The 13673-nt window shown below is 72.4% G+C and carries 9 protein-coding genes and 1 pseudogene; 6 read left to right on the top strand and 4 right to left on the bottom strand.

Annotation, left to right across the window (positions count from 1 at the left end):
* The first annotated feature begins 309 nt into the window (after positions 1-309).
* Positions 310-1302 (top strand): GlxA family transcriptional regulator, encoded by a 993-nt coding sequence (locus AC5WRT_RS15720; RefSeq protein WP_496093900.1) that lies wholly within the window; start codon positions 310-312, stop codon positions 1300-1302.
* On the opposite strand, the gene AC5WRT_RS15715 is transcribed toward AC5WRT_RS15720, so the two are convergent.
* The gene (locus tag AC5WRT_RS15715) at positions 1248-2534 is read right to left on the bottom strand and encodes a cytochrome P450 (RefSeq protein ID WP_496100324.1); all 1287 of its coding nucleotides are present in this window, start codon (positions 2532-2534) and stop codon (positions 1248-1250) included. The genes AC5WRT_RS15720 and AC5WRT_RS15715 overlap by 55 nt on opposite strands.
* Between AC5WRT_RS15715 and AC5WRT_RS15710 the strand changes: the two genes are divergently transcribed.
* Positions 2503-2709 (top strand): hypothetical protein, encoded by a 207-nt coding sequence (locus tag AC5WRT_RS15710; RefSeq protein ID WP_496093899.1) that lies wholly within the window; start codon positions 2503-2505, stop codon positions 2707-2709. The genes AC5WRT_RS15715 and AC5WRT_RS15710 overlap by 32 nt on opposite strands.
* Before the next feature lie 752 nt (positions 2710-3461).
* Positions 3462-6164: a magnesium-translocating P-type ATPase gene (gene mgtA / locus AC5WRT_RS15705; RefSeq protein WP_496100323.1), complete on the top strand. Its 2703-nt coding sequence runs from the start codon at positions 3462-3464 to the stop codon at positions 6162-6164.
* A 464-nt stretch (positions 6165-6628) separates the two neighbouring features.
* On the opposite strand, the gene AC5WRT_RS15700 is transcribed toward mgtA, so the two are convergent.
* The gene (locus AC5WRT_RS15700; RefSeq protein ID WP_496100322.1) at positions 6629-7645 is read right to left on the bottom strand and encodes a 2-hydroxyacid dehydrogenase; all 1017 of its coding nucleotides are present in this window, start codon (positions 7643-7645) and stop codon (positions 6629-6631) included.
* Positions 7646-7896: 251 nt separating this feature from the next.
* Between AC5WRT_RS15700 and ppk2 the strand changes: the two genes are divergently transcribed.
* The 3 genes from ppk2 (at position 7897) to AC5WRT_RS15685 (ending at position 11971) form a co-directional block, all read left to right on the top strand.
* The gene (gene ppk2, locus AC5WRT_RS15695; protein WP_496093896.1) at positions 7897-8700 is read left to right on the top strand and encodes a polyphosphate kinase 2; all 804 of its coding nucleotides are present in this window, start codon (positions 7897-7899) and stop codon (positions 8698-8700) included.
* Between the two features lie 306 nt (positions 8701-9006).
* Entirely contained in the window at positions 9007-9402 is a 396-nt protein-coding gene (locus AC5WRT_RS15690) for a hypothetical protein (protein WP_496093895.1), read from the top strand.
* 511 nt (positions 9403-9913) lie between these two features.
* Complete coding sequence (locus tag AC5WRT_RS15685; RefSeq protein ID WP_496093894.1) at positions 9914-11971, top strand: SpoIIE family protein phosphatase; 2058 nt, start codon at positions 9914-9916, stop codon at positions 11969-11971.
* 16 nt (positions 11972-11987) lie between these two features.
* Here the strand turns inward: AC5WRT_RS15685 and AC5WRT_RS15680 are convergent.
* Together AC5WRT_RS15680 and AC5WRT_RS15675 are read right to left on the bottom strand one after the other, a co-directional pair.
* A pseudogene (locus tag AC5WRT_RS15680) lies at positions 11988-12681 on the bottom strand (pyridoxal-phosphate dependent enzyme); the annotation flags it as partial.
* Positions 12653-13657: a TauD/TfdA family dioxygenase gene (locus AC5WRT_RS15675; protein WP_496093893.1), complete on the bottom strand. Its 1005-nt coding sequence runs from the start codon at positions 13655-13657 to the stop codon at positions 12653-12655. The pseudogene AC5WRT_RS15680 and the gene AC5WRT_RS15675, both read right to left, overlap by 29 nt.
* Positions 13658-13673: the final 16 nt, after the last annotated feature.

The raw sequence follows: 13673 nt of genomic DNA, 5'->3' as shown, positions 1-13673 counted from the left end.
AGAACGGCACGCGCCACGACGCCCTCACACCAGGACATCGAGCACCGTGCAGGCCCGTTGCCGGGTGCCGGCCCGATGCCCCGATGTCCTTGTCCGAGCGTGTTGTGGCCACACCTGTGGCCATGACGAGACGGCAAGCGACCGCTGAACACGGGCGAGGCGCCGGAGCCCGATGCCTCGTTCCACACCACGGAGGGCAGCGGCATGCCGCAGGGACGCGGACGACAATCGGCAGGGGAGCGGCAGAGCATCGCCGGGCGGATGATGGTGTCCTCCGATGTGGGCCCCAGTCCGTCCGGGAGGCGCACGATGAAGGACAGGAAGCCGCTCCTGGTGACCGTGCTGGTCTTCCCCGGCGTACGGCTGCTCGACGTCACCGGACCGATCGAGGTGTTCACGACAGCCAACGAATTCGGCGGCCGCTACCGCGTACGCACGGTCTCCCCTGACGGCGCTGACGTGGTCACCGCAGCCGGCACCGGACTGCGCGTCGACCTCGCTGCCGCGCAGGTACAGGCGGCCAGCGATGTGGTCGTCATCCCCGGCGGCCCGGAGTGGCCCTCCCTCATCAAGGACGACGCGCTGCTGGACGCCATGAGAGGGCTCGACGCACGCGGCTGCCGCACGGCGTCCATCTGCACCGGCGCCTTTCTCCTCGCCGCGGCCGGACTGCTCGACGGACGGAAGGCGACAACGCACTGGCGCTTCGCCGACCAGCTCGCCCTGCGCTACCCGAAGGTGACCGTGCAAGCGGACGCCCTGTTCGTACGCGACGGCCACATCATGACCTCCGCAGGCGTCACCTCGGGCATCGATCTCTCGCTCGCCCTGGTCGAGGAGCACCTGGGCGCCGACGTCGCCCGCGCCGTGGCCAAGGACATGGTCGTGTTCATGCAGCGGCCGGGCGGCCAGTCCCAGTTCAGTGTCCGCACCCACACCCCGCGCGCGAGACAGGAGATGCTGCGCCGGGTCCTGGACGCGGTCGCCGAGGACCCGTCCGCCCCGCACACCCTTGCCGCGATGGCGCGCCGGGCAGGTGTGAGCACCCGCCACATGACACGCCTGTTCCACGACGAGATGCACACGACCCCGGCCCGCTACGTCGAGCAGGTCCGCATGGAGGCCGCCCAGGCGATGCTGGAAGACAGCGACGACCCCATGGCCACGGTGGCCCGGCACACCGGCTTCGGGTCACCGGAGTCCCTGCGCCGGGCCTTCACGCGCAACCTCGGCATCACGCCGGGAGCCTACCGGGCACGCTTCCGCACCACGCACACCGGAGTCGACGGCAAGGGCGCCTGAGCCCTGCCCCACGCGTCCGGCTGCGGCAGCAGTGCGGCAAGGCACCCATCTCCTCCTCGCTGTCGACGAAGACCGCGCTGCGCTGGCACAGCTCCGGGACGACGTGGTGGTTGTGCACGATCTCCTTGCGCACGTACACGCCGTCCAGGTCCAGCGCCCGCTCGGCGATGCCGAAGCCGCGCCCTGCGCCCGCTCAGAAGCCGCGCGGCCCGGCCAGGACGACGTTCCCTTCGGTCACGTCGCGTCGCCCCCGGCCGGTGCGGGGTGCGTGCGTCCAGCCTCAGGTGCAGCCGGCGCGGGTGGTAGACGGTGGCCAGCGGGACCGGGCGGACGTCCATGCCGGGCTGGCAGGTGACCCGCCAGCGGCCGAGGACGGTGGCGAGCCCCAGGGTCGCCTCGGTGCGTGCGTAGAGGTCGCCGATGCACGTGCGGGCGCCGGTGCCGAACGGGACGTAGGCGTGACGGGCGGCCGGCGCGACACGGTCCGGGAGCCAGCGGTCCGGGTCGAACTTCTCGGGGTTGTCGAAGGCGTCCTCGTACCGGGCGACCGCGGCGGGGCTGAAGACGACGGTGGTGCCGGTGGGCAGCCGGCGGCCGGCGAGTTCGGTCGGCGAGGTGGTGAGGCGGGTGAACAGCCAGGCGGGCGGGTGCAGTCGCAGCGTCTCGGAGATGATCCGGTCGGTCAGGGAGAGGTTCGGCAGGTCGTCCCACTGCGGGGCGCGGCCGTCCAGGACGGCGTCGATCTCGTCGTAGAGCGCGGCCTCGATCTCCGGGTGCTGGGACAGGAGGTAGAAGACCCAGGTGAGCGTGCCGGCGACGGTCTCGGTGCCGGCCGCCATGACGGTGATGACCTGGTCGTGGATCTCCTTGTCCCCGAGCCGGCCGCCGTCGTCGTCGCGGGAGGCGATCAGGGCGGCGAGCAGGTCGTCGCGCTCGGTGCCGGAGCCGCGGTAGTCGTCGATGAGCCGCTGGGTGGTCCGGTGCAGGAAGTCCAGGTTGCTCCGGTACCGGCGCTGGGACGGCAGGGGCAGCCGGCGGATCGAGGCCGGCAGGAACATCTGCCGGAACAGGCCGTTGAGCACGACGTCGAAGGAACGTTCCACCTTCGCCGCCGTCCCGGGGCTGACGGGTGTGGAGTACAGGGTGCGGCCGACCGTGCGCAGGGCCATGCCGTACATCTCCTGGAAGGCGTCGACGACCATGCCGTCCTGCCAGCGCGACGGACGCGCCACCCTCGTCCACCTCACCGAGGCCGGTCGGCAGGTCGGCAAGTCCCGCCTCGAGGACCGGACCCGCCGTCTGCTTCCGCTCGTCGCCCGGATGACGCCCGAGGAACAGCGGGCGATCACCGCGGCACTCCCCGCACTCTCACGTCTCGCGGAGCTGGGCAACCAAGCCCGGCCGTAGTGAGCTTGACAGTGGTTCGCGGCCTGACTGCACCCGTCGGACGGGGCGCCGCGTCCGACCGGCAGGAGGACCGGCGGCACCGGAACGGCGGACGTGTGCGGTCACGGCACCGGCTGATCCCGCGCTCGACGGCAGGCCGCTCGCGGCAGTCGGTGCTGTCGAACGTCGGCGGCCGACCGCCTCGTGAGCCGGGCTTCAGGGGCGCGCGAGACGGGGCCGGAAGGAGCGGACGAACGGGTCGCGGTCGCGTCCCGCAAAGTGGTGTAGCGATGCGGAGTTCACGACTCCGCAGGTCACAAGCACTGACAGGGCCGACGCTCGAGCAGAGGCCGCTGCGGCGGCCGGGAACAGCATCGACTCCATCCGAGGAATCTCGACGGTGCTTGCCGAAGAAGCGGTCGCCGGAGCGAGTTGGTCCGGATTCCTACACCACTTGGCGGGACACCATCCGGGTCGCGGTGCGGGGTCGTGCAGGGGTACGACGGACGATCCGCTGCCCGCGCCGGAACTGCCGCCGGTGCCGGCGCCACCGAAGGCGCGGGCCGGGTGCGCCGGGGGGCTCCACCGGCGCCGCGGCCGGCGGTCCCGGGGACGGGGCCCGGATGGCCCTGTGGGGCCGGCCGGAGGAGGACGGATGCTGGGACCATGATGCTCCTTGGGGCCCGACCGTGCCCGTGCTCCCGCCTCGTGGTCACCGCCCGGCGCTCCCCCGGCGCCGCGCCCGGGGGCCGTCGCCCGAGGACCGGCCGGTGATGGTGACGGCGACGCCGGTGCGACCGGTGCCCGTGGGACGCGCGGCCGCCGCGGCCGCCCGGACCACCGCGGACGTGCTCGCCGATCTCGCGGCGAGTGACGGCGGCCTGTCGTCGGACGAGGCGGCACGGCGGCTGAGGCGCTGGGGACCCAACGCGGTCCACTCGCACCGGGCCCGGGCGTGGCTCGTCCTGTGGCATCAGCTGCGGTCCCCGCTGCTGGGCCTGCTGCTGGCCGCGGCCGTCGTGTCGTACTTCGTCGGCGAGCGCACCGACGCCGTGATCATCGGCGTGATCGTCGCCCTGTCCACGGGGCTCGGTTTCCTCAACGAGTACCGGGCGGAGAAGACCGCCGAGTCGCTGCACACGAAGATCCGTCACCGTGCGGTCGTGCTGCGCGACGGGCGACCGCAGGAGGTGGAGGTCACCGGCCTCGTCCCCGGTGACGTGGTCGAGCTGCGGCTGGGTGACATCGTTCCCGCCGACCTGCGGCTGCTCGCGACGGCGGGGCTGGAGTGCGGCGAGTCGGTGCTGACCGGTGAGTCGTTGCCGGTCGCGAAGGACACCAGCGCCGTACCGGCCGGCACGGCGGTGGCGGACCTGTCCGGCTGCGCCCTGATGGGGACCGTGGTGCACTCGGGAAGCGGCCGCGGTGTCGTGGTCGCCACGGGTCCCGAGGCCGAGTTCGGTAAGATCGCCGCCGGGCTGAGCGGCTACCAGCTGGAGACCGAGTTCCAGGCGGGGCTGCGCCGGTTCTCCATGCTCCTGGTCCACGTCGCCGGGGCGCTGACCACATCGATCTTCGTCATCAACGTGATGCTGCACAAGCCGCTGATCGACGCGCTGCTGTTCTCCCTGGCCATCGCCGTCGGTATCACTCCTCAGCTGCTGCCCGCCGTTGTCTCGACCAGTCTGGCGGCGGGCTCCCGGCGGATGAGCCGGCGCAAGGTCCTGGTCAAGCGGCTGGTGTGCATCGAGGACCTCGGCGACGTCGATGTGTTGTTCACGGACAAGACCGGGACGCTGACCCAGGGACGCATCGACTTCATGCGGGCCGTGCCCGTCGCCGGTGCCCCGGCGGAAGAGGTGCTGCGCCTCGGTCTGCTGTGCACCGAGACGGACGTGGACGACCAGGGCCGGCCCGTGGGCGGGAACCCGCTCGACGACGCGCTGTGGGACTCCCCGGCGGCGGCCGCCCAGCGCCCGCTGCTCGACGGGTGGAGGCGGGACGGCGTCCTCCCCTTCGACCACGAGCGGCGGATGGTGTCGGTGACAGTCACTGGTTCCACCGGTGACACGTTGCAGATCACCAAGGGCGCCCCGGAGGCGGTGCTGGAACGCTGCCTTGAGGTGCCCGAGCCCGTCCGCCGGGCACTGGACGTCGAGTTCGGCGCCGGGAACCGCGTCGTCGCGGTGGCGACACGTCCCGCCGGGGCGGGTGCGGCGCCCACCGCCGCCGACGAGCACGGCCTGCGCCTGGCCGGGCTGCTGGTCTTCCTCGACCCCCCCAAGCCGGACGCCGCCCGGGCGCTGGGACGGCTCCACGCCCTCGGGGTCAGGGTCAAGGTCGTCACCGGGGACAATCCCGCGGTGGCCGCCAAGGTCTGCCACGACCTGGGGCTGACCGGCGCCGGAGTGCTGACCGGTTCGGACCTCGACGCCATGGACGACGAGCGGCTCACCGCCGCGATCCGCGACACCACCGTGTTCGCCCGGGTCAGCCCCGAGCACAAGGCCCGCATCGTGCGGCTCCAGCGGCGGACCGGCGGCGATGTCGCCTTCCTCGGCGACGGCGTCAACGACGCCCTCGCGCTCCACGCCGCCGACGTCGGCATCTCGGTGGACTCGGCCACCGACGTGGCCAAGGACGCCGCCGACGTGATCCTCCTGGAGAAGGACCTCGATGTCCTGGCCGACGGGGTGGCAGAGGGACGGCGCATCTTCGCCAACACCATCAAGTACGTGCTGATGGGCACGTCCAGCAACTTCGGCAACATGTTCAGCGCGGCCGGCGCCTCCCTGTTCCTGCCCTTCCTGCCGATGCTGCCGTCCCAGATCCTCCTGAACAACCTTCTCTACGACGCCAGTCAGCTCGCCATCCCCACCGACGAGGTCGACGAGGACCAGGTACGGCGGCCCGCGCACTGGGACATCGCCTTCATCCGGCGCTTCATGATCTGCTTCGGGCCGATCAGCTCCCTGTTCGACTTCGTGACCTTCGCGGTGATGCTGTGGGTCTTCCACGCCGGTCCGGCCGAGTTCCGTACCGGCTGGTTCGTGGAGTCGCTGGCGACGCAGACCTTGGTGATCTTCGCGATCCGCACCCGGCGCGTCCCCTTCTGGCGCAGCCGTCGCCCCAGCACGGCCATGACGCTGACCGCGCTGGGGGTCGTCGCCGTCGGTGCGACCTTGCCGGCCACTCCGCTGGCCCCGGTCCTCGGCTTCCGGTTGCTCCCGTCCGGATTCTTCGCCGCGGTGGCCGCCATGGTCGTCGTCTACCTGCTCCTCGTCGAGATCGGGAAGAAGATCTTCTACCGCACCGCGGGCGCACCGGCCCGGCCCCGTCCGGCCCCCGGCCGCCGCCATCTGCGCAGGCGCGCGGCCCGGTTCAGTACCGTCACCCGCGTACGACGCCCCGCAGCCACGCACCCCGCGCGGGCGCGCGCACCGCACCGGACGGACTCGAGGGCCCGCACCAGGTGACCGGTCACGCGGTCCGGACCGGCGCGCCACGCGTCACCGACGACGGCCCCGGGCGTAGCGGTGGTTGCCGGAGTGTCCGTCCATGGGCGACCGCGAGGGTGACGAACGGCGCGACCAGCGCGGAGGGTACGGCCGCGACCGTCCACCGGTTCGCGCCGTACTCGTGCTCTGCCACCGTCCGGGCGGTCGGCGTACCGGCGCGGCACCCCCTCCGCGCCCAGCCGGTGCTGCACCAGGAACAGGAAGGTGGTGTGGGAGCCGTCCGTGGGCGTCCGCCTCCTCGCCATGTCGACGGCGGGCCGGAACGTGCCGCGGTGCGGGTGTGGACCTGGGCCTTCCCGGCCGCCGCCCTCATGATCGTCCAGGGGGCGCCCGGGCCGGACAGAGCCGAACAGCCCCGGCGCGGCCCGTGGCATGGGGCCCGGCGGCTCCTCTTCACGTCGGGCGGCGGGAGCAGCGTGGATTCAGGGTGTCCGGGGGCCGACGAGCGTGTTGGCGCCACAGCGGCCGGCGAGGTGGTCCTCGACGTTGGCCGCGGTGGCCCGGGCGATCTCCCCGACGGCGTCCCTGGTGAAGTAGGCCTGGTGCGAGGTGACCAGGACGTTGCTGAAGGTCATCAGCCGCGCGAGGCGTTCGTCGGTCATCACCTCCAGCGACTTGTCCAGGAAGAACACGTCGGCCTCCTCCTCGTACACGTCGAGCCCGACCCCGGTGAGCCGGCCCGCGCGCAGCGTCTCCAGCAGGGCGTCGGTGTCCACCAGTCCGCCGCGGCTGGAGTTGATCAGGATCGCGTCGTCCTTCATCAGCGCCAGGGCGTCGGCGTCGACGAGGTGATGGGTCTCGGGCAGCAGCGGCACGTGCAGGCTGACCAGGTCCGCCTCGGCGAACAGGCGGTCACGCGGGACATATTCCATGCCCAGGGCGAGGCAGTCGGGGTTCTCGGCGACGTCCCAGCCCAGCAGGCGCATCCCGAAGCCGTGGGCGATCCTGGTGAAGGCGGTGCCGATCTTCCCGGTGCCCACCAGACCGGCGGTCCGGCCGCGCAGGTCACGGCCCATCAGTCCGTCGAGCCGGAAGTCGAACTCCCGGGTGCGGTGCGCGGCGCGGACGATCCGGCGATTGACCGCGAGGCCCAGGGTCCAGGCGAACTCGGCCACCGAGTACGGAGAGTAGGACGACACGCGGGAGACCGTGAGCCCCAGTTCCCCGGCGGCGGTCAGGTCGATGTTGTTGTACCCGGTGGACCGCTGGGCGATCAGCCGGGTGCCGCGCTCCGCCAGCGAGCGCAGCACCTCGGCGTCCAGGGTGTCGTTGACACTGCTGAGGACGACCTCGTGGCCCGCGGCGGTCGGAACGGTGTCCTTGTCCAGGAACAGCCCCAGGCACCGCAGTTCGTGCCGGCGGCCCGTGAACGCCGTGTCGAACGCTTCCCTCAGCAACGGCTCCTCGTCAGCGAGGACGCCGTACGCGACGATCTCCACCTGCACTCCTCCCGTCGATCGGGTGATCGGCTCCACCGTAGGGCGGGATCGCGGGGGGCAAGAGGGCCCATCGGCTCTTGGTGTCGGCCCCGTCGTCCCAGGACACCGCGCCGCCGTTGTCGACGGCTCCCTCCGTACTCCGTCACCGTTGCCCGGTGGCGCGCCGGTCTTCGCCGGAACGTACGGTGGGTGTCATGGCGCTCGAGTCCGGGCGTGCGTGATGTCGTGAGTCGTCGGGTGGTGGAGGCGGCATGGCCGGCAGGAAGGCGGCGAAGCTGCCGCGCGAGCCGTATGAGAGGGAACTCCTGCTCCTGCAGACCGAGTTGGTGAAGCTGCAGGAGTGGGTCAGGGCGGAGGGGGCGCGGCTGGTCGTCGTCTTCGAGGGGCGGGACGCGGCGGGCAAGGGCGGCACCATCAAGCGGGTCGCCGAACACCTGAACCCACGGGTGGCGCGGATCGCGGCGCTGCCGAAGCCGACCGAGCGCGAGCGCAGCCAGTGGTACTTCCAGCGGTATGTGGAGCACCTGCCGGCCGCCGGGGAGATCGTGCTGTTCGACCGTTCCTGGTACAACCGGGCCGGGGTCGAGCATGTGATGGGCTTCTGCACGAAGGAGGAGTACCAGCTCTTCCTGCGGCAGTGCCCGATCTTCGAACGGATGCTGGTGGAGGACGGGATCCTGCTGCGCAAGTACTGGTTCTCGGTGAGCGACAGCGAGCAGCAGGAGCGGTTCCGGCGCCGCCTCGAGGACCCGCTGCGGCGCTGGAAGCTGTCGCCGATGGACCTGGAGTCGATCACCCGCTGGGAAGCCTACTCGCGGGCCAAGGACGAGATGCTGGTTCACACGGACATCTCCGAGGCGCCCTGGTACGTGGTCGAGAGCGACGACAAGCGTCGCGCGCGGCTGAACACGATCGCCCACCTGCTCGGCTCGGTCCCCTACCACGACGTACCGCCACCGGTTCTGGAACTGCCGTCCCGGCCGCCGTCGACCGGCTACGAGCGCCCGCCGCGCGACCTGCAGACGTACGTCCCGGACCACGCGGCACGCCTGTGAGCAGGCCGGCGTCGAGCAGGATCCGACGGTGCGGCCCGCGACTTCGGGTCACCGCACCCGCCTCGCAGCCCGTGCCACAGGTGGTCCACCCGCATGCCTCAGGAGCCGGGAGGGCTTCCGCGCGAGCCTCGTGCCCGCGCTCCGCACCGGTGACGGAGGGCCCCGCCTCCCACCTCCCGGCCCGGGCCGCGGACCCGGGTGAAGGTCCTTCGGCCCCGCCGCCGGGGCCTGACAGCCCTGGGCCCGGACCCGTGCTCGCACAAGTCTGGAGCCGGTGCGAAACGATCAGCAGAAGGAGCGGAGCACATGACTGCGAAGGACACCGGCACGCAGGCAGGCGGCGGCGCCGTGGACATCCGCGTGGAGGGCGAAGTGGGCGAGGACGCCGTCGCATACCTGCGGGAGAAGGTCGATGCGGTCCTCGGTCGGCCCGGGGTTCCGGGCGTCAGCGGCGCGCTGCGGGTCACCAGGGCAGTGGCGCACCATGCCGGGCGTCCGTGGTCCGCCGGGGCCGAACTCGTCGTGGGGAACGCACTCGTGGTCGTGCATGCCCAGGAGGCCACGGCACACGAACTGGCGGACCGGCTGCAGGACCGCCTGCGCAGCCAGGTGAACCGCGTCCTGCACCGCGGGGAGGAGACCCGCAGGTCGGCCATGTCGCCCCCGTGGCGCGGCGGCCGCACCGACAGCGGCCGGGAGTAGAGGCCGCCCTCTCCTGCGAGGCGGTGTCGGGGCATGTTCCGGGCCGCCGCGCGGCGGCGGGGCGCTGGACCTGTGGATCGTCGACGTCGCGCTTCCGGCCGGGGGAGCCGCCTTCTCCGGCGGCGGCAGCGGCGAGGCTCTCGGTTCGCTGTCCTTGGTCCCCACGCGTTTCCCGGCACCACCGGCCGGCCCGCGGAGCCGACGCCTCGGCGACGACTCCGCGCACCACGCGAACGCGCCCACCCGGGGCGCCCGCCGCGGGCCTTCGACGCCATGCCGACTCACCCGCGTGGACGGCGCCGAGGGCGCGCTCGACGGTCTCCTGGTTCTCCCCCACGCCAGCGACCTGGCCCAGCGCGTCACGCGCCGCGTTCTCACCCGGCATGCGGGTGATGAGAGCCGGTCGGCGGCGGGTGGCGTGCCCCACCGCGGTGGTGTTCCGGCAGGTCGCAGGGGCGAGGGAGCGGCACCCGGGCGCCGGGGGCAGGCTGGAGGGTGGAGGTGGGTTGCCGTGGCGGACATCGAACCCCTCTCGCCCGTCGAGGACGCGGCCGTGGTGGACGCCCTGTTCCACCGGTCCCCTACCGGCCGGCTGATCCTGGACCCTGAGCTGCGCGTCCTGCGCGGCAGCCTCGTCGGCCCGGCCCGGTACGAAGCCGAGCGGATCACCGGCCGGCGCTTCACCGAGGTGTACGAGCTCTCCGCGCCCGCCGAGGTGGAGGGCATGCTGCGCGGCGTGCTGGAGACCGGTGCGCCCGCACGGGGGCGCCAGGTGGAGGTCTGTCGCACCGGCGCACCCCGCTCTGAGCACCTGTTCTCCGTTTCCGCCTCCCGTCTGACGAGCGCCGGGGGAAAGGTCCGGGGGGTGCTGGTGGAGATGCTCGACGTCACCGACTGCGCCCGGCTGGAAGCCCGCCTGCGCCTCCTCGGCGCGGTGTGCAAGGAGGTGGGACAGACCCTCGATCTGGTGGTCACCTGCGAGGAACTGGTACAGGAGGTGGTGCCCGAGCTGGCGGACGTCGCCGTGGTGGACGTGGTGGACGCGGTGGCACGCGGCGAGGATCCTCCGCCGAGCCCTCTGGCGCGGGAGGTGCCGCTGCGCCGTATCGCCTTCGGCCACAGCGGTGGGGAGGAGCAGCGGCAGGCACATCCGGTGGGTGACGTGCGCGCTCTGCCCTTCACGACGCCGTACGCCCAGACGCTGGCCGACCTCAGGCCCCGCCTGGTCTCCCTCGACCCCGACACGCCCTGGCTGGCGGCCGACCCGTCGCGCGGCGAGGCGATCCGCGCGTCGGGTGCCCACAGCCTCATCACCGCACCGCTGACGCTCCGCGGGACCGTACTGGGGCTGCTGAGCCTGTACCGCACCGGCGAGGCGGACGCCCATGGCGAGGGCGACGTCGCCCTCGCCATGGCGGTGGCCGCCCATACCGCGCTGTGCATCGACAACGCCCGCCGCTACACCCGCGAGCACACCATCGCCCTGGCCATTCAGCGCGATGTGCTGCTGCCCTGCCCGGCGACGGGTTCCACCGTCGAGACCGCGCACATGCACATGCCCTCCGAGACGGGCGGAGGCGGCGGTTTCGACATCCTCGCCCTGCCCGGCGCCCGTACCGCGCTGATGATCGGCGAGGTCGGCGGCCAGGGCATCCACGCGGCCACCACACTGGGCCAGATACGGACCGCCACCCACTCCCTCGCCGCGTTCGACCTGGAACCCGACGAACTGCTCGCGCGCCTCAACGACACCGCCCTCGGCCTCGCCCGGGAGCGTGCGGCTCTGCCGTACGGCAAGCACAAGCCGCTCTCGGGCACCTCCGCGTACGCGGTCTACGACCCCTTCAGCCAGACCTGCGCCATCGCCCTGGCGGGCCATCCGCCACCCGTCGTCGCCCACCCCGACGGCAGGACCGAGATCCCCGAGCTGCCCGCAGGCCCCCCGCTGGGCAGTGCCGAGGGACCCCCCTTCGCCGCCGCCACCTTCCCGGTCGCCGAGGGCAGCGTCCTCGCCTTCTACACCGCGTCCCTCCTGCAAGCCGTCCCGTCCCTCGACACCCTGCGCCGGGTGCTGGCCGAGCCCGGCCGGCCCCTTCAGGACCTGTGCGACGAGGTGCTCTACCGGCTGCGCGGCGACACCGGCCACGGGGACGTCTTCCTCCTCCTCGCCCGCGCCCACGCCTTCCCCGCCGACCAGGTCGCCACATGGCGGCTCGACCACCATCCCAAGACCGTCGCCACGGCGCGCGCCCACGCCCGGCAACAGCTCGGCCGGTGGGGCGTGGACGGGGAGACCGCCTCCACCACCGAGATGATCGTCAGCGAACTGGTCACCAACGCGGTCCGCTACGGCGCCCCGCCGCTGCGGTTGCGGCTCATCAAGGACCGCTCCCTCACCTGCGAGGTCCACGACGGCATCGCCCTCGCACCGCGGCTGCGTCACGCGAACAGCGTCGACGAAGGCGGGCGCGGGCTGTTCATCATCACCCAGCTCGCGCAGGACTGGGGTGTGCGCTACACCCCCGACGGCAAGACCGTCTGGGCCGAGCAGACTCTCCCGGCCCGGTGACCGCGCGGTACGTCCGTCACCGCCCGGTGTCCACGGAGGCGAGCACCTGATCGCCGTACAGATGCTGCAGCCAGTCGGCCTGGTGGACGGTGTCGAGGTACCGCTCGCCGAGGTCCGGCGCGACGGCAGCCGCGGTGACGGCGCTCCCGTCGTGCCGCAACAGCGGTCCGTCGCCGCACCGACCACCGTGCCGGTGGAGCCGCCGAACGGGAAGCCGCGTCCGGCCATGCGGTGGCACATGCGGATGGTGTCCGTCTCCTCCACCCGGATCACCTCGTCCACAGACTCGTCGAGCAGAGGCGGGCGCATGGTCATCCCGAGGCCAGGGATCATCCGGCGGCCCGGCTCGCCGCCGAAGGCCACCGACCCCACGCTGTCCACGGCGACGATCCGCACCGGCCGGCGCCACTGCCGCAAGTAGCGTGGCGCAGCCCATCAGGGTCCCGGTGGTGCCCGCCCCGACGAAGAGGACGTCCAGGTCCGGGAACCGGCGCGCGATCTCCGGGCCCGTCGTGCGGTGGTGCGCCGTCCAGTCTCGTCGGTGTACTGGCTGAGCCAGACACGTCGGAGGCGCACAGGGCGCGCACGGACTCGATCCGGGTGCCGAGGAACCCGCCGTTGGAGTCCTGGTCGGCGACGATGTGCACCTCGTTGCCGAGCGCCTCCGTCAGCAGTACGTCGTCATCGCTCGCTCGCCTCCGGGATCGACATGCGGTCGCCCGGCCGCTGCGGCTCGGCCATGCCCACCAGGACCTCCCGGTCTCCGGTGAAGGCCTCTCTGCTGTGGGCGGTGCGGATGTTGTCCACGAGCAGCAGGTCACCGGCCTGCCAGGACTCGCGCCGGGTGTACGCCTCGTAGGTGGAGTCGATCAGCCGGACGACGTCCTCGCCGATCGGACTGCCGTCGCCGTAACGGGTGTTGAAGGGAAGTCCGTCCTCGCCGTAGACGTCCACCAGGTACTCGCGCACTTCCGGCGCGAGTGTCCATTCGTTGAGGAAGGCGATCTGGTTGAACCAGCAGCGCCGGCCCGTGTGCGGGTGCCGGACGACGGCGCTGCGGCGCTGTTCGGTGCGCAGTGTCCCGTCGGGCTGCCAGGCGAAGTCGATGGCGTGGGCGCGGCAGTAGCGTTCGATCTCGGCGCGGTCGGCGGTGCCGAACGACTCCGCGAGGCTCGCCCCGATCTCGTCGTTGTAGGTGCGGGTCAGGATCCAGCCCTCCCGCTCGAACCGTTCGGTGAGGCCGCTGGGCAGCGCCCGCAGTACCTCTTCCGCGTCGGCCACCGCCGTGGCCCCGCCCCGCTCGGGCGCGGTGAGGCAGGCGAAGAGCATCAGGCCGGGGACGTCGAGCAGGTAGCTCAGCTCGTGGTGCATGGACATCGGCTGGTTGGCGGGCCAGGTCGTGGACGCGTACACGCCGGGCAGATGCATCCGGCGGTGGGCGAAGGCCTCCCGCTCCGTCATCAGACCGCCGGCCAGCCGCGCGAAGACGGCTCCGGCCTGGTCGATGCCCCGCAGACCGAGTCCACGGACGACCAGCGCCCCGTGCTCGGTGACCTGTGCGCGCAGCACGTCGCGGTACTCGGCCGCCCAGCTCGCGGCGTCGTCGAGGGGGTCGACGTGCAGCAGTGCCGGCCTGTCCGGCCGCGACTCCGCGTCGAGCGCGGCTGCCGGCGAGGAGAACGGCATCTCGGATTCCTTTCGG

The sequence above is a fragment of the Streptomyces sp. NTD91 genome (assembly GCF_059510455.1).
The sequence above is the reverse complement of the archived record's forward strand: the minus strand, read 5'-3'. Positions and strand labels throughout refer to the sequence as shown.

Coding starts and splice junctions, on each gene's coding strand:
- AC5WRT_RS15675 (WP_496093893.1), bottom strand. CDS start 13,657: ATGCCGTTCTCCTCGCCGGCAGCCGCGCTCGACGCGGAGTCGCGGCCG.
- AC5WRT_RS15710 (WP_496093899.1), top strand. CDS start 2,503: ATGCCGTCCTGCCAGCGCGACGGACGCGCCACCCTCGTCCACCTCACC.
- mgtA (WP_496100323.1), top strand. CDS start 3,462: ATGGTGACGGCGACGCCGGTGCGACCGGTGCCCGTGGGACGCGCGGCC.
- AC5WRT_RS15720 (WP_496093900.1), top strand. CDS start 310: ATGAAGGACAGGAAGCCGCTCCTGGTGACCGTGCTGGTCTTCCCCGGC.
- AC5WRT_RS15690 (WP_496093895.1), top strand. CDS start 9,007: ATGACTGCGAAGGACACCGGCACGCAGGCAGGCGGCGGCGCCGTGGAC.
- ppk2 (WP_496093896.1), top strand. CDS start 7,897: ATGGCCGGCAGGAAGGCGGCGAAGCTGCCGCGCGAGCCGTATGAGAGG.